This is a genomic window from Bradyrhizobium sp. USDA 4452, assembly GCF_054063575.1.
Genome location: NZ_JBSSGK010000001.1, coordinates 3,637,241 through 3,654,641 on the forward strand (window position 1 = coordinate 3,637,241; position 17,401 = coordinate 3,654,641).

At 60.8% G+C, this 17,401-nt stretch carries 13 protein-coding genes, 1 tRNA gene and 8 pseudogenes; 8 read left to right on the plus strand and 14 right to left on the minus strand.

All coding sequences use genetic code 11. The annotated features are described in order from the left end of the window. The 3 genes and pseudogenes from tnpC to tnpA form a co-directional block, all read right to left on the minus strand. Positions 1–1,648, minus strand: a pseudogene (gene tnpC / locus ACVISU_RS17490) (IS66 family transposase). A 45-nt stretch (positions 1,649–1,693) separates the two neighbouring features. After that, positions 1,694–2,041, minus strand: a complete 348-nt coding sequence (gene tnpB, locus ACVISU_RS17495; protein WP_456707744.1) for an IS66 family insertion sequence element accessory protein TnpB — start codon at positions 2,039–2,041, stop codon at positions 1,694–1,696. Then, a complete protein-coding gene (gene tnpA / locus ACVISU_RS17500; RefSeq protein WP_456707745.1) occupies positions 2,038–2,439 on the minus strand; it encodes an IS66-like element accessory protein TnpA in 402 nt (133 codons plus the stop codon). The genes tnpB and tnpA overlap by 4 nt, the downstream gene beginning before the upstream one ends. A 264-nt stretch (positions 2,440–2,703) precedes the next feature. On the opposite strand from tnpA, the gene ACVISU_RS17505 reads away from it, so the two are divergent. Together ACVISU_RS17505 and ACVISU_RS17510 are read left to right on the plus strand one after the other, a co-directional pair. Continuing rightward, the gene (locus ACVISU_RS17505) at positions 2,704–3,225 is read left to right on the plus strand and encodes a tyrosine-type recombinase/integrase (protein WP_456707746.1); all 522 of its coding nucleotides are present in this window, start codon (positions 2,704–2,706) and stop codon (positions 3,223–3,225) included. Then, on the plus strand, positions 3,225–3,659 hold the full coding sequence (locus ACVISU_RS17510) for a hypothetical protein (RefSeq protein ID WP_456707747.1): 435 nt from the start codon (positions 3,225–3,227) through the stop codon (positions 3,657–3,659). Before ACVISU_RS17505 ends, ACVISU_RS17510 begins: the two co-directional genes overlap by 1 nt. Positions 3,660–3,877: 218 nt before the next feature. Here ACVISU_RS17510 and ACVISU_RS17515 read toward each other — a convergent pair whose 3' ends face one another. The 4 genes and pseudogenes from ACVISU_RS17515 to ACVISU_RS17530 all read right to left on the minus strand — a co-directional run bounded on the left by ACVISU_RS17515 (position 3,878) and on the right by ACVISU_RS17530 (position 6,268). Beyond that, the gene (locus ACVISU_RS17515) at positions 3,878–4,774 is read right to left on the minus strand and encodes a tyrosine-type recombinase/integrase (RefSeq protein ID WP_456707748.1); all 897 of its coding nucleotides are present in this window, start codon (positions 4,772–4,774) and stop codon (positions 3,878–3,880) included. Continuing rightward, positions 4,771–4,905 carry a hypothetical protein gene (locus ACVISU_RS17520; protein ID WP_256575959.1) on the minus strand — a complete coding sequence of 45 codons (135 nt, stop codon included), beginning with the start codon at positions 4,903–4,905 and terminating at the stop codon, positions 4,771–4,773. The genes ACVISU_RS17515 and ACVISU_RS17520 overlap by 4 nt, the downstream gene beginning before the upstream one ends. A gap of 281 nt (positions 4,906–5,186) precedes the next feature. Next, positions 5,187–5,384, minus strand: a pseudogene (locus tag ACVISU_RS17525) (transposase zinc-binding domain-containing protein); the annotation flags it as partial. 8 nt (positions 5,385–5,392) lie between these two features. Further along, positions 5,393–6,268, minus strand: a pseudogene (locus ACVISU_RS17530) (tyrosine-type recombinase/integrase). A gap of 498 nt (positions 6,269–6,766) precedes the next feature. Between ACVISU_RS17530 and ACVISU_RS17535 the strand changes: the two are divergent. Then, positions 6,767–6,836 (plus strand) — tRNA-His (locus ACVISU_RS17535). Between the two features lie 1,223 nt (positions 6,837–8,059). After that, a pseudogene (locus tag ACVISU_RS17540) lies at positions 8,060–8,239 on the plus strand (IS481 family transposase); the annotation flags it as partial. Positions 8,240–8,493: 254 nt separating this feature from the next. Here ACVISU_RS17540 and ACVISU_RS17545 read toward each other — a convergent pair. Next, positions 8,494–8,751, minus strand: coding sequence for a reverse transcriptase domain-containing protein (locus ACVISU_RS17545; protein WP_456710845.1), 258 nt, complete (start codon positions 8,749–8,751; stop codon positions 8,494–8,496). Positions 8,752–9,500: 749 nt separating this feature from the next. On the opposite strand from ACVISU_RS17545, the gene ACVISU_RS17550 reads away from it, so the two are divergent. Then, positions 9,501–10,670, plus strand: coding sequence for an IS110 family RNA-guided transposase (locus ACVISU_RS17550; protein ID WP_456710846.1), 1,170 nt, complete (start codon positions 9,501–9,503; stop codon positions 10,668–10,670). Between the two features lie 469 nt (positions 10,671–11,139). Here ACVISU_RS17550 and ACVISU_RS17555 read toward each other — a convergent pair. Further along, positions 11,140–11,397 (minus strand): annotated as a pseudogene (locus ACVISU_RS17555) (IS5/IS1182 family transposase); the annotation flags it as partial. Between the two features lie 318 nt (positions 11,398–11,715). Here ACVISU_RS17555 and ACVISU_RS17560 point away from each other — a divergent pair. Continuing rightward, entirely contained in the window at positions 11,716–12,021 is a 306-nt protein-coding gene (locus tag ACVISU_RS17560; protein WP_456707749.1) for a pilus assembly protein N-terminal domain-containing protein, read from the plus strand. A gap of 115 nt (positions 12,022–12,136) precedes the next feature. Here the strand turns inward: ACVISU_RS17560 and ACVISU_RS17565 are convergent, their stop codons facing one another. Beyond that, entirely contained in the window at positions 12,137–12,457 is a 321-nt protein-coding gene (locus ACVISU_RS17565) for a DUF6894 family protein (RefSeq protein ID WP_456707750.1), read from the minus strand. A gap of 1,308 nt (positions 12,458–13,765) precedes the next feature. On the opposite strand from ACVISU_RS17565, the gene ACVISU_RS17570 reads away from it, so the two are divergent. Further along, a complete protein-coding gene (locus tag ACVISU_RS17570; protein WP_456707751.1) occupies positions 13,766–13,936 on the plus strand; it encodes a hypothetical protein in 171 nt (56 codons plus the stop codon). Between the two features lie 113 nt (positions 13,937–14,049). Here ACVISU_RS17570 and ACVISU_RS17575 read toward each other — a convergent pair whose 3' ends face one another. Both ACVISU_RS17575 and ACVISU_RS17580 read right to left on the minus strand, forming a co-directional pair. Continuing rightward, complete coding sequence (locus tag ACVISU_RS17575) at positions 14,050–14,595, minus strand: hypothetical protein (protein WP_456707752.1); 546 nt, start codon at positions 14,593–14,595, stop codon at positions 14,050–14,052. 289 nt (positions 14,596–14,884) lie between these two features. Next, positions 14,885–15,145: a hypothetical protein gene (locus ACVISU_RS17580; RefSeq protein ID WP_456707753.1), complete on the minus strand. Its 261-nt coding sequence runs from the start codon at positions 15,143–15,145 to the stop codon at positions 14,885–14,887. Positions 15,146–15,672: 527 nt separating this feature from the next. Between ACVISU_RS17580 and ACVISU_RS17585 the strand changes: the two are divergent. Next, positions 15,673–16,697 (plus strand): annotated as a pseudogene (locus tag ACVISU_RS17585) (IS110 family RNA-guided transposase). Positions 16,698–17,020: 323 nt separating this feature from the next. Here the strand turns inward: ACVISU_RS17585 and ACVISU_RS17590 are convergent. Both ACVISU_RS17590 and ACVISU_RS17595 read right to left on the minus strand, forming a co-directional pair. After that, positions 17,021–17,149 (minus strand): annotated as a pseudogene (locus ACVISU_RS17590) (ATP-binding protein); the annotation flags it as partial. Positions 17,150–17,251: 102 nt separating this feature from the next. Then, positions 17,252–17,395, minus strand: a pseudogene (locus tag ACVISU_RS17595) (IS3 family transposase); the annotation flags it as partial. Between the last annotated feature and the right edge of the window lie 6 nt (positions 17,396–17,401).

The following is a 17,401-nucleotide window of genomic DNA, read 5'->3' on the forward strand; positions in this document are numbered from 1 at the left end:
TTAGGCAGCCTGCTGACCGGTGGGCTTGTCGCCTTGGCGCAGGAGCTTCCATTCCCACGGCAGCAGTTCGTGCGGACGCGATGCGGGAAGATCAGCGATGCGGGCGAGGATGTCGGCGAGCCAGACCTTGGGATCGACCTCGTTGAGGCGACAGGTCGTGATCATCGTCAGCATGATGGCGGCACGTTCGGCGCCACGCTGACTGCCGGCGAAGATCCAGTTCCGTCGTCCCAAGGCGATGCCCCTCAATGCGCGCTCGGCGCAATTGTTGGTCAAGCAGATCCTGCCATCGTCGAGGAAGCGAGCGAAGTCGTCCCAGCGCCTGAGCATGTAGTTGATCGGCTTCAGGACTTCAGAGGAGCGCGAGAGGGTTTCGCGCTCACGCAGCAACCAGGCGTGCATGTCCTCGAGAAGCGGCTTGCTCTCTTCCTGGCGCACGGCGCGCCGCTCGTCGGCGCCGCGGCCGTTGATGGCGCGCTCGATCTCGAACAGCGCATCGAAGCGCCTGACCGCCTCCAGCGCGATTGGAGAGACCGGTTTGCCCTTGTTGCCTTCCCGGGCATTTTTCTCGATGTCGGCCAGCTCGAAGAAGCCTCGCCGCGCATGGGCAAAGCAAAACGCTGGCGTGATCGGCCGCACCTTCTTCTGCGGATCGAACAGCGGTTCGAAGCCGCTGTAGCAATCGGCTTGCAGGATACCACCGAAGGCGGCCAGATCCTTCTGGGGATGCTCGCCTCGTCGGTCGCTTGAGGCGTAATAGACCGCCGCCGGCGGCGCGGGCCCGGCGAAGGGCCGATCATCCCGCACATAAGTCCAGATCCGTCCGGTCGTGCACTTACCCTTCGCCAGGATACGGATGGTGGTGTCATCGCCATGAAGGCGCTCAGCCGCGAGCACATGACGTTCGATCAAGTGGAAGAGCGGCATGACGGCGAAGGTGCCGTGGCCGACCTGATCGGCCAGCGTCGACAACGACAGGTCGATCCCCTCGGCCTTGAAGCGCGCGCTCTGGCGGTTGAGCGGGATATGCATGCCGAACTTGTCGAACAGGATCGTCGCCAGCAATTGTGGGCCAATGAAGCCGCGCGGCGTGGCATGGAACGGTGCGGGCGGCTGGCTGATCTTCTCGCAATCGCGGCAGGTGAACTTCTCGCGTACCGTCTCGATCAGCTTGAAGCGGCGCGGGATCTACTCCAGCGTCCTGGTCACATCCTCGCCGATCTTCGCCAGCCGCGATCCACCGCAGCAGGCGCAGGTCGTCGGGGCGTCAATGACGACGCGCTCGCGTTCGATGTCGTCCGGCCAGGGCTTGCGCACCGGCCGCTTGCGCGTGAAGGGGCGGACGCTCTGTGTCTTCGCCGCTGCAGCCTGCGCGGCAAGCTCATCCTCGCTCGCCGTGGCGACGAGGTCTTCGAGCTCTAGTTCCAACTGCTCGAGCAGCCGCGCCGTGCGCTCGGAGCGCTGCCCGTACAGTTCGCGTTTGAGCTTCTCGATCCGCAGCTCGAGATGCGCGATCAGCGCCTCGTTATCCGACAGCTCCGCCCGCACACTGGCAGCCACCGCCTCGGCTCGCAGCCGCGCCTCACGCTCGGCCTGCAGCGCCGCCAGGCGCAAGGTCCGATGGAAGATCGTCCGGCTTCGATATCATGAAGCCAGTGAATCAGATCAGGTAGCAGATTCAAACCACAAAACGCTATCCGACCCGCGTCGGACGCTGGGTTTCTTGTGGGTTGCGCCAATCGATCCCGGACAACAGATAGCTCAACTGCGCCGGCGAGATCGTTACCGATTCACCGGCAACCGATGGCCAGATGAACCGGCCTTTCTCGAGCCTTTTGGTAAACAGGCATGCTCCCTGGCCATCGTGCCAGATCACCTCCACAAGATCGCTGCGACGACCGCGGAAGACGAACAGATGACCGTTGAGCGGGTCTTTGTGCAGCACCTCCTGCACCTGGAGTGCCAACGACGGAAAGCCTCTGCGCATATCGGTGTAGCCTGTCGCGAGCCACACTCGCGCCCCTGTCGGAACCGGGATCATCGGCGCACCAGGGCATCGAGAACTCGACGTAGCGCGTCTCCATCAACCTCGCCATCGACCCGGATGCGGTGTCCGCTACCAAGATCAATCTCGATGATGCCTTGGCTCCTCCGTCGACGCGCCGACGCCGTCGTCGATCGTGCTTCGGCCACATCCCGCGCCGGCACAGACGGCCCAATCTCGACCGGCACGAACGGCGCCACACTCGTCTCGCCGTGCCTGCAAAGCTCTTTACGCCACCGGAACAGCTGGCTCACATGAAGGCCGGCCATGCGAGCCACCTCGGAAACAGTGGCTCCGGGCTCGAGCGATGCTGCAACTAGCCGTTCCTTCTCATCTCGCGACCACCGCCGCCGCCGCTCTACCGATGTGATCACCTCTGCCCGCGATATCGTCATAGCGCTTCTCCTAGAATTACCCCTAGGACCTGCAGCGCTCGCTTCTGCCAAACAAGGCGGCCGTCAACGGAGGCGTACGCAATAGCGGGAATGGCACGATCGAGAAGATGACGACGAGCCTGCGGGCCTTCCTGCGGTATCTCGCAGTCGCAGGCCGTTGCCAGGCAGGTCTCGACGGCGCCGTTCCAGCCTAAGCTCATTGGCAGCTTGCCGACATGCCCCGGTATCTGTCGACCGAGCAGGTCGACCGGCTGATCGCTGCCTGTGACGGCGACGTCGGTGGGCGCCGGCGTGATCGTGCGATCGTACTTTTATTGGTGCGCCCTCGGCCTGCGGGCCGGTGACGTGGCGCAACTGCGTCTCGCGGATATCGAGTGGCAATCGGGATCGCTGCGGGTCTGCGGCAAGTCGCGCTACGAGGTCCGGCTGCTGCTCCCCCAAGACGTCGGGGATGCGATCGCCGCCTACCTCGAATGCCGGCCGTCTACCCGCCGGAACGATCTCTTGTTCCTGCGCACGATCGCGCCGTGCCGGCCATTCCGACGAGGCGACGGCATCTCGTCGGTGGTCAAGCGTATCATGAAGCGGGCCGACATCGTGGCGCCGGTCAAAGGGGCCCACGCTCTGCGGCACACCGCGGCGACCGAGATGCTGCGCCATGGCGTGCCGCTCGACAAGATCGGCCTCGTCCTTCGGCATCGCGGCATCGACACGACGGCCTATTACGCAAAGGCCGACGTCGCGCTGCTGAAGCAGGTTGCTCAGCCCTGGCCGGAGGCGCTCTGATGCTGGACGCCATCGAGACCTATCTCGCGCTCCGCCGCACCACGGGCTTCGCGATGTCGACCGCGGAGTACCTGCTGAAGAGCTTTGCCGTCTTCGCGGCCGAGCGCGGACAAACGTACGTCGAGACAAAAACAGCGATCGACTGGGCCGCGCTCGGACCATCCGTCGCGCAACGCGATGCACGGCTCAGAGCCGTCTGTCGCTTCGTACGCCATGTCCGGGTGGAGGACGTCGGGCACGAGCTGCCACCGGCAAATCACTTCGGCGCCCGCAAGAAGCGTCGCACGCCGCACATCTACACGACAGACGAGATCAGTCGGCTGGTCGAAGCTGCGCTGCGGCTTCGGCCAACGCGCGGCTTGCGCCCGCACACGCAAGCGACCTTGATCGCGCTGCTCTCATCCACCGGGCTCAGGATCTCCGAAGCCCTGTAGCTGACGATCGCGGACGTGACCCGCGACGGTCTGCTGATCCGCGAGACCAAGTTCCGCAAGACGCGACTGGTGCCGCTGCACGACACGGCGGCCGCCGGCTTGCAGCGATCGCGGGCCCGGCTCAGACGATGATCCGGTCTTCATCGACAAGCGCGGTCGGCAGCTACGCTACATTGCCGTCAAGGAGACCTTCGACAGGCTGGTCGACAAGGCTGGCATCAGATCGACGTCGGCTCGCCGCGCGTGTAGACTTCGGTGGTCGTCAGCGTAGCGTGGCCCAGCCACAGCGACACCTTCCGGATGTCCCCGGTCGCTTGCAGAACGACCATCGCGCAGGTGTGCCTGAGCACGTGGGGCGAGACGCGTTTCTTGGCGAGACCGGGCTGCTTGCGAGCCGCAGTCGCGGCGTGCTGCCTGAGCAGATAGGCAAAGCCCCATCGGCTCAGCGGCTCACCACGGGCGTTGACGAACACCTCGGGTGTCGCGACCTGCCCGCGGATGGCCAGCCAGGCACGCAGTGCAGCGGCCGCCGGCTTCCACAACGGCAGCGTCCGCTCCCGGCGTCCCTTGCCGAGCACGCGGATGCTCATCAAAGGCAGGTCGATGTCATCGACCTTGAGGTCCGTCAGCTCGGAGACGCGCAGCCCTGCGCAGACGGCCACGTGCAGCACTGCGCGATCGCGGATGCCATCGCGTGTCGCCGGATCGGGAGCGTCGAGCACGGCTTGGAGCTCTTCGCGCAGAAGGTAGGGCACCAGGCGCGTGTCAGTTTTCTTGAACGGGATCGCCAGTACACGGCAGATCTGCTCGAGCGCCGCCGGCTGCCGATACTCGAGGAAGCGGAAGAACGACTTGATCGCCGCCAGGCGAACGTTGCGCGTCACGGCCGCGTTTTTGCGCTCGTCCTCAAGATGCTCAAGGAAGGCGCTGACGAGCCCGGCATCGATCTGTTCGAGCGTCAGCGCCGAAGGTTTGACCTTGAGCCGGTCGGCGGCGAACACGAACAGCAGCTGGAAGCTCGAGGCATAGGAGTCCCTCGTGTGCCGGCTGGCGCCCCGCTGGCAAGCGAGGGGGTCGCGCAGGAACGTCTCGATGAGGGGAGCGATCGGCGTCATGCTGACCTCCCTTCGGACATGAACGCTTCGCCGGCCATGGCGACGTCGCGCAAGAGGTCGGGCGTGGCCTCGAGATACCAGTAGGTCGCATAGATGTTGACGTGACCCATGTAGGTCGCGAGTGCCGCCATGTGCGCCCCGCACCGGCCTCGGCCGGTAGGGCTGCCTTGCAGCGCGCGCACCGCAAACGAGTGCCTTAGATCGTGCAGGCGAGGACGGCGATCCAACCGAGAAGCTCGATGCGATGGAGGCGATCGTGCCGCCCCACCTGCGGCGCGGCGTCTTCCAGCCCACCGACCAGCTGATCGAACTCCTCAGGCGTACCTCATAATGGAGAGCGGGGTTGGCGGTGATTGGTGCAGGAGCGTGATCAAATTGCCGCCAGCTCCCCATTACCAGCTTTGCCCATAAGGCAGGAGTTGTAGGCGATCGTCGTGTAGGCGCAGTCCGCGCAGCGCGCGACATGGCCGCCGAGCGCCACCGTGCGGCAGCGCTCGATCGCCGACATCACCTTCAACTGGTCGAGGCTGACGTGGCCGGCATGGGCTTTGCGCCATGCTACGCCATGGCTGCGGAAAATATCCGCAACCTCCAAGGCCGGGCGCGACACAAGCGCCGTCAGCCGGGCGGTCGGACCTCCTTGAGCTTCAGCGTGATATGCTCCAGCGGGCTCATGACCTCGCTGATCGTCTTGGTGGCGACGCGGGTATAGAGCGCGGTGGTGTCGAGCTTGGCGTGGCCGAGCAGCACCTGGATGACGCGGACGTCGATGTTCTGCTCAAGCAGGTGGGTGGCGAAGCTGTGCCGCAAGGTGTGCAGCGAGACGCGCTTGTTGATCTCCGCCATCTGGGCAGCGGCGTGGCAGGCACGGTTGAGCTAGCGTGTGGTCATTGGCTGGGCCGGGTCACGGCCAGGGAACAGCCAGCCTTGCGGCCGAGCCATCTTCCACCAGGCCCGTAGCAGCGCGAGCAGGCTGGGCGACAGCATGACATTGCGGTCCTTGCCGCCCTTGCCCTGCTCGGCGCGGATGATCATCCGCTTGCTGTCGATATCGGAGACCTTGAGCGAGACGACCTCGTTGGCACGCAGCCCGGCACCGTAGGCCGCGCTCAGCGCCGCCTTGTATTTGAGCCCCGGTGCGGCATCGAGCAGCCGTGCCACTTCCTCCACGCTCAGTACCACCGGCAGCTTGCGCGGCTCGTGAATGACATGAGTATGCTCGACGATCTCGTGGCGCTTGAGTGTGACCCGAAAGAAGAACCGCAGCGTCGAGACGGTCTGGTTGATGGTCGGCGCGCCGACGCCGCTTGCCGTCAGATGTAGCTGATAGCGGCGCACGTCCTCGAAGGTCGCCGTATCCGGTGATCGCCCGAGAAATGCGGCGAAGTTCTTGACCCTTTGCACGTAGTCATGTTGGGTCTTCGGGGCCAACTTGCGGATCGTCATGTCTTCGATCATGCGCCGGCGCAACGGGCTCATTGCCTCGTCGGTCATGGGGATGCTCCTGTCTTGAGTGAGGTTGTCGAACCCCTCGATCTCAAGACAGGACGCCCCGTTGCGCTATCGTCTTGGCCGTGCCGCCAGCCGCGGCGTCCTACCGCGCGAGCGGTTTAGTCCTCTGGCCCATCTGCGACCTCGCGCAACATCCGTCGCTGTGCCGCTCTTCGATAACAAGCGGACATCGGCTGATTCAGAACTGCCGCCTTTTCCTCTCGCAGTGTGCCTCTCCCCACTTCGCGTCAGCTTCGAACTTCTTGCACTTAGCAACAGGTCGGGTCCTTCCGGTGCCGTCTGGAAGCGGGCGAGATCAGCGCGTCATATTGATCCGGAGGCGACTCCGTTCTCAGCCGCTCCTCGAGGCGATATCCGCGAGTGGTCGAGACGCCAATCGAACGGCTCGCCGGCGCTGAGAACAGCCCGGAAAGACGGGCAGCCTTGTAGCGGTCGTAAGTTGATGCGGCTGGCTCGATTGCAGTTTCCATTTTCCCCTGCGGTAGCTTAGAGGCCCAAAGCGATCGGCTGTGGACCGGTGATCGCCAGTTCGAATCTGGCCCCGGGACCAAATACGGGAGTATCGTCTAGTGGTAAGGCACCGGCTTCCAACACCGGTTACGTGGGTTCGATTCCTACCGCTCCTGCCAATTGACAGTGAATTCGACGGCAGCCGTGATGGCGGCGCCGGTCGAGCCTTTGCGGCCGTTTTCTCGAGCCAAAACGGATGACCTCGAACGGGGACTTCAAAAACCGGCCTCGGACTGCCTCAAAAAGGAAGAACCGTTTACAGCATTCAAGACGTTCCGGAAGCGGGCGATTGCTCTTTTCGGAGACGCGGCGAGACCGCTATTGGACCGAACCTTTGCCCGGGCGCAGCGAAATGCACTTAAAGGCTCGGCGCATTACCCAAGCCCGACACGTAAACCGAAAGGCTCGGGTTGACGATCCGGGACGCGCGCCACGATGAGGGCTTAGATGACCCCGCGCTCAACGGCCACGCGACGCGCCCCAACTTCGCGAAAGTGGCGTGCGGCCCGAATTGCTCTCTCATCGTCTCGGGCAGGATCAGCGAGCAACCGCTGGAGACGCGTCCAGCGCCATTCCTCGATGCGTTTGAGCCGTGACAGCATCGCCGGCCGCCCTTCAACGCTGATCAGCATTTCCCTCGTCACCCGTCCGCCCTGAGATTGCGATCCTAGCCCAACCTGCGGCGCGGAGGAAAGGAAAGAGGTTCCCGAAATGACTGGCGCGCGGCGGGACCTCGCTTTCAGCGGCGTACGGCGGCGTCATTAGCCGTACACGTCCGATCCCGTTCAACCGGGTCAGGTTGACGACATGCGCGTTCGGAAGCCGCACGAGTAGTTAGCTGGCCTGCTGTGATAGCGCGCAATTTGCTTCCCCTCCTCTTTCTGATCTTTTGGCACGCGGGTTGCTGAGCCATGCATGGCTTGGTCTCTTACTGACTGACCTCGTGAAGGCCAAGCCTCGCATCGCAACTCGCACGGTCGGCGGCGGCCCCCGCCGTCCGTGCGCTTTTTCTGACGGCGCGATGATCAGCCGAGCGCGTGGCATCATGATCGTCTGGCACGCGAGTTGCTCAGAGACGTACACGGGCTTGGCTACTTATGCATTCGCGCCCCCCTGCGAGCCGTCAAGCCTGCTAGCGCGGGCAGTTCCGCCAAACACCCGCGCTTCTCTTCTGTCGTGCCGTGGGTCTCACGGCGAAGCACTGTGGAGATCATGGCATGACACGGGAATCAGTCAAACTGGTCCTTCATTCCGGGAGGACCTATGGGCCAGATACTCCATGGCAGCGCCACGACCACGCACGCGATCCGAGCGGCAATACAGCGATCGAAGGCTCCGCTCAAAGAGCTAGCCGCCCAGCACGGGCTCAACCAAAAGACGGTCGCCAAGTGGCGTAAGCGCACCCTTGTCCACGATGCGCCGATGGGGCCAAAGACCGTGCGCTAAGGCGCTCCCTGGCGCATTCGGCTGACCGATGAACTCAAGGCGCACTTCAACGGCGAAACGGCCGACGACTTTCTGCCGATGCGCGAGGCGATGCGGGCGCTCGGGGTGTCGCGCCAAACCGTCTTGCAGCGAGTCAAGCGCGGCGAACTCGAAGCCGTGCACGTTGTACGCGGGAAGCAAAAAGGCCTCCGCATCAAGGTCTTAGCCCCGCAATCCAGCCTTTTTGACCAACCTGCATGAACCAGGGGGTATTATGAAGCCACGTCCAAAAAGCTCTTGATGTCGAGATCTACGACCCAGTCGTGCTGCCAGCACCGCTTACGCACCTGCTCTATGGCCTGATGGGCCGACTTTCCGGGCCTGTAGCCGTAGGAGTCCGGATCAAATTCTCCATCCAACTCCGGCTCCAGACACCGTTTGACCACCATATGGGCGATACGGTCCGCGACCGTCGGTATGCCAAGAGGACAAACCCCACCGCCGGTCTTAGGAATCTCGACCCGCCGCACTGGTGGCGGGAAGTAACTTCCTGACGCCAACCGATTCCACAGCCGGTAGAGGTGGTTCTCAAGATCGCCGGCTAAAGTCCTCTAGACTCTGGCCATCGACGCCCGCCGCCTTTCCCTTCTTCTTCACAAGCTTAGAAGCCTCCCACACCATCCGCTTGGTGGTGGGCAATGGTTTGCCGAAGTTCACCGTGCTCCTCCCGGTATTCCCGGTTGGCTCAGTGACGCCGGCAGGATAACGCAACCCCTTTGCTCCACGGCCATTACAGCCGCTTCGTCACTATTACGGGTTGCTCCGCCCCTGACGCATTGCGTCAGGTTCCCACGTTCCGTGTTGAAGCCTGTGACGAGATCATGCCGCCTATGCACCGGCTGCCGCGTGGGCCGTAAACAGGCTCCGCCCACACTCCTCCGAGCGCTACTACCCCACGCCCGTTTGGACAGCGTCTTGAACCCATTTCGATACGTCATCGGCGGTTCACTTGCACTCATCTTCTTGTCACTTACCTGACGGTTTCATTCACCGCCTTTTTTCTCATCGCTCACCACCGCGCCTTTTGAACGCGGCAGCATGAGGTGGTTTGAAGCCCGCCCCTGCAGGCCGACTCCGGGAGGCCAAACTCCCATCTTCAACACAGCATCACCGGCGTCGCCACCGGTGTTCGTGGCACACGGTAATAGATCCCATGGGTGGATGGCAGCCGGCATTTTTGCAGAATGTGGTTGCCCAAATAATCATCCGGAAGGTGACCATGCATACAGCCGCACAATCCTCACAGCCGACCGTTATCCGCACCAATCTTGGTGCGATTTTTGTGTCATTGGAACTCAGTCGCTCAACCTGGTTGATCACATCGTTGTCGCCGGGGAGCAGTGAGAAGATGTCGAAGCATTCTGTCCTTGCCGGGGACGTACCCGGACTGTTCGCACTATTTTCGAAGCTTGGCGAGAAAAGCCGTATCAAGACCGGGCACACCTGTCCGATGATCACCATTCAGGAGGCCGGTCTTGACGGCTTCTGGATTCATCGGGTCCTTGAGAAGGAAGGAATCGAAAGCCACGTCGTGGACCCAGCCTCAATTGCGGCGCCACGCCGAAGTGGGCGAGCTAAGACGGATCGGATTGACGGTGAGGCATTGCTGCGAACGCTGATGGCTTATAAACGGGGCGAGCCGCGCGTGTGTGCCATGGCGCGCCCTCCGTCTCCAGAGGAAGAGGATCGGCGGCGGATTTGCCGCGAGCGGAAGGCGCTGATCGTTGAGCGCGTCGCTCATGTCAATCGCATCAAGGGCCTCTTGTTCGCACAAGGGATTACGAATTACGGGCCGCTACGCCAGGATCGGCGAGAGCGGCTTGCTGAACTGCGAACCGGTGATGGCCGTGCGCTACCTGCACATATGCAAGCCCAGATACGCCGTGAGTTGGATCGACTTGAACTTCTGCTCGAACAGATCAAGGCGGTCGAGGCCGAACGCGACACGCTCATCGCAGTACAAGCCGCCGCGGCAACAACACCTTCGCCAGTCACGATGCTGCTTCAGTTAAAGGGGATCGGCACCGAGTGTGCCGCCATCCTATGGTCGGAGGGACTGTTCCGACATTTTGACAACCGTCGCCAGGTTGCCGCTTATGCTGGGCTGGCGCCGACGCCCTGGCAGAGCGGGTCCATCGATCGAGAGCAAGGCGTCTCGAAAGCAGGCAATCCGAGATTGCGAGCGACGTTGATCCAGATGGCATGGCTGTGGCTGCGGCATCAACCCAAATCAGTGCTGACCCACTGGTTCAATGAACGCGTCCAGCGCAATAGCGGTCGGCTGAAGAAATCGACCATCGTGGCACTGGCGCTCAAGTTGCTTGTCGCGCTCTGGAAGTACGCGACATCCGGCGTCCTCATCGAGGGAGCAATCATGAAGAGCGCCTAATCCGCTCAAGCTATCGCTAAAGCCACCAGGGTTCATCAAACCCTGGTGGCCCAGGTCGACGAGCCGAAGAACCCCATGGCGAAATGCCGATTTAATAGAATGGTCTCGTCATCCTGAGCCCTGCCCGCCGCAAGCGGGATATTGGTGCGGCCGTCATGAGCGGCGACCGAATGTGAGGTGGACCAGGCTCGGCAGTCGAGCCGCGTCATGCAGTCGGGCTTTGGAACTTGGAAACCGATCGATTTGACTTTGCGCTTCGCGAGGAGAGAAGCAGTCCGCTTACACCCAACCATAAAAGCTTGATGGCGTGCTCGATCAAGTCAAGGCCAAGCCGCTTCGCGGCGTCCCTTCGGGCCGGCCTTGACTTGATCTGCGCGCGCCATCCAAGAGCGCATGTGGTCGGGACGAAAAGGTGGCTCCAGTCAAACAAAAAGGTGCATCTTGTCTTGACACCCAATTCCCCATGTGAGGGGTTCTCGATCCAGCGGGCGCACAGCACCTCATCCGAGAGATTGTCCATGTGCTTCAGAATGAACAGGCCGCCGAAAGCCGCGTCGGTAGGCCAGGCTGCTCCGGACCGGTTTGGCACACCGAACCAAAAGCGGTTATCCAGAAACTTCCAGTCGATCAGCGTTGCCGCCGCACCAGCGGGTTGGCCCATGTCGATGATTTGATCGAGCGCAGGAAGCAACAGGTCTTTCTGGCGATCATCCCGCCGTTTGCTCATCGCCTTCCCCAATGCAGACGACGCACCGTCAGTCACGAATCGCTCGAAAGCAAAATCCCAAAACGCAAGAAAGCGCAGCCCAACACCCGGCTTTCCTGCAAAATCGAATACTTTACCGAGACAACTTCTGCCTATCTCTCGGGCCGATTTGCGTTCTTCACGGACGACCCCTGAAGCCAATACCCCCTCCCGCGCCACCCGCGATCAACAGGGAGGTCTGCGGGATCGCCCCAAGGTCGGGAAACTACGGGAATACAACCGTCTTGCTCGGTCACTGGTTGCGGCATACCCTCTCCACATTTCAGGGAGTGGCTTTCAATGAAACGATTTGCTTTGCTTTCAGTATTCATGCTGCTGTGCGAAGCCGCGCTTGCTCAGCCGCCAGTTGAGGTTACCTCCGACGACACGATAGAACTCGTCCCGGGGCAGACCAAGGTTGTATCGTCCGACCAGTCTATCAGTGAAATCAAAGTAGCTGCCGGCGAAACAATCGCCAAAATCAGGCCGATGACCGACAGGACCTTTGTCATCGAGGGGGCGGGCTCTGGCGAAACGCTCGCAATAGCTTATGGAGCGGGCGGCAGGAAATTCACCGTTTCAATATCGGTGTCGCCGGCCATTTAGTGAAGGTGTACGGGCAGAAGCCACCTATTACTGGCGTCGACAAGCCTGGGCAGGAATACGATAGCTACCTCTGCAGTGGCACACTGGTTGCGGGCGCGTCAATCCGGATCTCCTCTCAGGAGGCCCGTCTGCCGTCATCTTCACCGATACCCATCAAGACAAGGACGGTAACTCCCGCAGCGTTACCAAGGAATATCGCTAAGCTTTGGTGATGTGCCCACACCCCACAAACCCCATACCGCGCGATGTTCGCGCCTTCGCCATCAACCACCCTTACGACCGTGCCGCTGGCGTGATCGTACTCGGGATCGCTTCCGATATCTCGAGCAACACGGGCACCGTATTGCTCCGCGAGATCTGCCGAGCCGAACATTTCACCCTCCTCGTCTGGGTGTAGATGCCCGTTGTGAATGATCGGGAAATAATAGCGCCGCATAGCAATGGCCCTTGTCCGTTAGCGGCGATCATGCGCCTATCTCAGGTCAGGACGTACTGTCTAAAGTGACAGGGTGGTTACAACCACCATTCTTGGGCGCTTTTGGCGCAAACAGGATTCGGTAGTCTCCGCGATCATTCCGGCGCGGAGACCTGTTTCCATGAAGATGACCGATGGTGAAAAGCTAATCGCCCTAATGCTCGCGGATATCTCGAAACGCCTGCAAGGCAAACCTGAAGTTGATCCAGACTTTGTCGCGCACACAATCTATGCCGATCAACTATGGGCTTCGATTGGCAATTCAGTGGCATCGCTTTTGAGCGATCAGAGAAGCCCAATCCAGTCGTCACGGAAACGGTTGAGATCCTGGAAATGTTCAGCTCGACCATGTACCAGTTTCAGCGGTTAGACCAATCAGAGCGAAAGCAGGTGCGTGACGATCTTGGGTACACCGCGCATGGGCTCGACATTTCCCGGGCTTTGACAGCAATCATGACCCTCATTACGGAGTTGCGAATTACCTCGTCCAGGATCTGCATCGCTTCAAGGATGTTCCGGGCGCCTCGAACAGCTCGCATACGCAGACATCCCTACCGCGATATCGGAAGATGCTGAAGGCTTATTTGCCGATGCGCACAAAGCTCAGCGCGGGCCGGTTTTCAAAAGAGGATATCATTGCCATCTTCAACGGGGGTTAAAGCGCGTGAGCGCACGTCGAAAGGTGCGCGCTGGAGATCGCGAGAACCGACCTTGGGCATTGTGCCACGGCGTCCCCACTACGTTGGGCTACCAGAGTCACACCGATAAAGCCACTTATCAGGTTCAGCAATTTGGATCGAAAATGATAGGCGAACTAGGTATCCTCAGTACGATTTTGGGATCAGCTCTCGCCTTGTACACACGTCGGCATAGATCAAATGTCTTAGAGGCATGCGCTGGCGCGCTGCTAATTGTTGGCCTCATCTGCTTTGGTGCATCACTGCCCGAGCGACCTGCCCTTCCCCGGAAAGTTACGGAGTGAAGTTGCTCCTTTACGATAGACAGCCGTTGATTGCGGCAGTAGTTTGATTGCTATTTTAGAACGTGAGAGTTTCTTAGGGGCTGGGGGGTGGCAACTGCCGTTTCCTCAAGCGTGTTTGTGCACCTCAAAGCCCGAACGAACTTTTGGTGCGTGATGCTGCTCTACATCTTTGCACACATCATGATCGAGTCTTGGTTTGGTTTCTGGTTCACCGCAGCCCGGCGCCTCAGCCGAGGAGCTTTTAGCCCGTGCCGAAGCTTCTTTTCTAGGTGCAATTGGAGGCCGTCTTGGAATTGGCTGCACAAAGGTTCATCGTTCGTCAGGGCACCGTCGGCTGGATGGTTTACGGTCGAGAACGCAAGGGGCCGGCTCTTTTAAGGAACGGCACCTGGGCCGAGAAACTGTCGAAGGAAGAGGCTGAACGAATAAAGTTTGTGCTTGCGAACCACGCCTCCTGAGCGGCCGTTAACCGTCGCAGAGACGCATTCGGAGTACCGGACTCACCCGGATAGCGAAGACGTGCCCCCTACTCCATACCTGTGGGGCCAGGATTTTGCCATTCCTCCTGGGGCTAGAACCAACGCCGTCCGCGGGTATTTTTAGCGGGCGGCGTTGGGCTGTTTTGTACTTTCCGCGAGCCTTGCGCCTCCTCCACCTCCAAGAGGCACACGTGCAGTGTCATCGGGCGCATGTTGCCGTCCAACAGGACGCGCACCCTTGTCCTAGTCGTGCCAAGACCAACGATGAGGCCGCGCCGTCGCTTCAATTTTGAACCAGCCCAGCGCGCTACTATCACGCGAGACCCGACGGTCATTGCATCATTGGCACGCGAAAACTGGATCGGAGCAACAGGTCGGTCGGCAATTGGTAATCTCTCCGCTAGACGTGACCCGCCGCCCTCCCGCTCGAGATCATCAGTCACTCGCTTTGCGGACTTGAACCATTTCGGTGGCAGGCCCAGCAGGTAACCGCGCCGTCTGAGATCCTGACAAGTTTTGTTCAGGGCCTCCGCGATGACTTCCTCCGGAGTTTGCTTCCCTACCAAATGCCAGAAGAGCTCGTCCTGCTCGCGCGTCCATCCTTCGGAGTTTTCGCTCATCACCAGCAATCGGGTCATTGAAAAGCAGGTTTGCATAGAACGAAAGCGTCTATTGCCCCGTGTGACCGACGCCTGCGGCTGAACATAGAAATGCGTGCGGGCGCCTGTGATTGGCCGCCCGCACGCCGACAACCAGCTTAGCACTCACGAGGGTCATTCGATAAGCGACCAAGCCATGCATGGCTCAGCAACCCGCGTGCCAGAGAGAAAAGCTGTACACTATCAGAGCGTGCCAACTAACTGCTCGAGCGGCTTGCGGACATATATGTCGTTGACCCGACGCGGTTGAGCGAGATCCGACGCCGAACTAATGGCGCTTGGGACGTGAGATGATTGGACCAACCTCTTCATCGCTTACAACTATAAACTCACCGGGCTTCACGCCCAACATTTGCAACTTCCCCTCTTCGATCGGGCAGTTGAGCATTGCGGCCTTGGCGCCACTGTCCTTTATAATCATTTTCACGGCTTCCGCCGGGTCTGCGATCGCGACCGCATAAGTTATGTGCCTGTACTCACCGTCGTCGCCCTCCTTGAAAAAAGCGACTGTTACTATCCAACCATCCATCTTGCTGCGCTCCGGGAGGCGACACCTATGCACCTATGAGCTAACGAGCCTCTGCAATTCCGTAGCCATGTGACACACTAACCGAACGCGGCGGCGCCGCGCACTCCACAACTCCAGCATTGAACGAAGCGCGCCACTCCGGGAACGCGGCAAGCCACAGACTGGCACGCTGCGTTCCCCAACCTGACACAGCAAATCCAAGGCCGGCACCTATTCGTTTGAGTAGGCGCCGGCAAGGATGCGGATTCCGACGAAGTCGCCCGGGTGTACCGATATCCGGGTGTACCGATATGAAGTCGCTCGGGGATTCCGAGACGATGTCGCCCACCTTTCCAATTCGATCTCGCCCGGTGACGAGGCGTTCTGGCGGTAGCTTCTCTGGCATTTGGCGAGCTGCGTGGTCAACCTGGAATCGCGGCTTGAACTTCTTCTGCTTCTGTTGCTGTGATGGGGTGGACGCCCCCTCGACGGCATCGATGTGCCAAAGTGAAGGGTGTTGAACAGCCATCACGAGAGAGGAAGCGTCCGTGAACGAAGTTAGCACGATTGGACTAGATTTAGCGAAGTATGTCTTTCAGGCCCATGGAGCCGATGCCGCCGGCAAGGTCTTTTTTCGCAAACAGCTGCGCTGGAATAAGCTGCTGGCACTCTTTGCCGAGCAGCCGGCTTGCCTCGTGGCGATGGAAGCCTGCTCGGGCGCGCATTACTGGGCTCGTGAGATTGGCAAGCTCGGCCATGAAGTGCGGCTGATCCCACCGGCTTACGTGAAGCCCTTCGTGAAGCGGTAGAAGAACGACATGGCCGATGCAGAGGCGATCTGTGAAGCGGCGCAGAGGCCGACCATGCGTTTCGTTCCCGTCAAGAGCGAAGAGCAGCAAGCGAGCGCGGTGGTGTTTCGGACCCGCGACCTGCTGATCCGGCAGCGGACCCAGACGATCAATGCTTTGCGTGGTCATCTCGCCGAATACGGGGTGATTATGGCAAAGGGCACGGCCTATGTCGCAGAGCTTGTCGAGCGCGCAATGGATCCAAAAACCGACGTGCCCGAAGCGGCACGATTCGTACTCGAGATATTGATCAAGACGATGGTGGCGCTGGAAATGCAGATCAAGAAACTCGACAGCGAGATCACCCGTCGCGCCCGAAAAGAAAAAATGCCCGCCGTTTGATGACAATCCCAGGCGTGGGACCAATGACGGCGACGGCTTTGCTTGCCCTTGCGCCTGCTGCCGGAAGCTTCCGGTGCGGACGCGACTTCGCCGCATGGCTGGGGTTGACCCCGTTGCAGCGCTCCACGGGCGGCAAACAGAAACTGGGTGCGACGTCGAAAATGGGGGAGCGAACGTTGCGACGGTTACTTATCATGGGCGCAACTGCGGTCGTGCAGCAGGCACGGCGGCGAGGCGCTTCACCGTCATCGTGGCTCGGGCGCATGATTGCCCGCAAGCCACCTATGCTGGTAGCCACCGCCCTTGCCAACAAGATGGCCCGCGTCGTCTGGGCTTTGATGGCCAACGGTGGGGCCTATAAAGCTCCGGCTGTGGCGGCATAGCCGTCCGGTCAGAGGTCGTCGAGATGTAGGAAGGTCAAACGGAAGATATGGCGCAACAGTGGAGAGACGGGATTGGGAAAACCAGTACATGCCCAAGTGCTATCCAAGCACGCCGCTGTGATTTGGACCTGATCCGCGAACTCCCATACGGGCCCGCGACAAATGACGGTCGCATTAAAGGGCGGACAGATGTCAGCACCCGACTACAGCGCAGCGCTTGACGAAAGATTCTTCTTGCATCCCTGGGGGCGTCCACAGATGGGCATGTGGGCAACGCTCTTTGCGTTGTCCAAGCGCAGCGGCATGTCCACAGCGTCACTGGCTCAGGCCTTTCGATCGGGTTTGCGGGTTCGCCGCAGGCTCTCGCCATTGAGATCGATCCGGTGGGCGTTGTGGACCAGGCGGTCGAGGACGGCGTAGGCGTAGGTGGGATCGCCGAACACGTCAGAGTACCCGCCTACGTCGTTGTCGCGCTGCCGGACGGCAGACCCAGGGCGGTTCGGTCGCGTCGACGGATCTTGCCGAGGCGATTACTTCTGCCCGAACGCCGTCGATTTGCCGCGCATCAGTGCACGTACGCTGATCCCATTGATGCAGTCCCGCATCAAGCGCGACACCGTGCAACGGGCAACGTCAATGCCTTCGCGCTTGAGCTGTCGCCAGACCTTGCGCACGCCGTACACGGAGAAGTTCCGATCAATTGG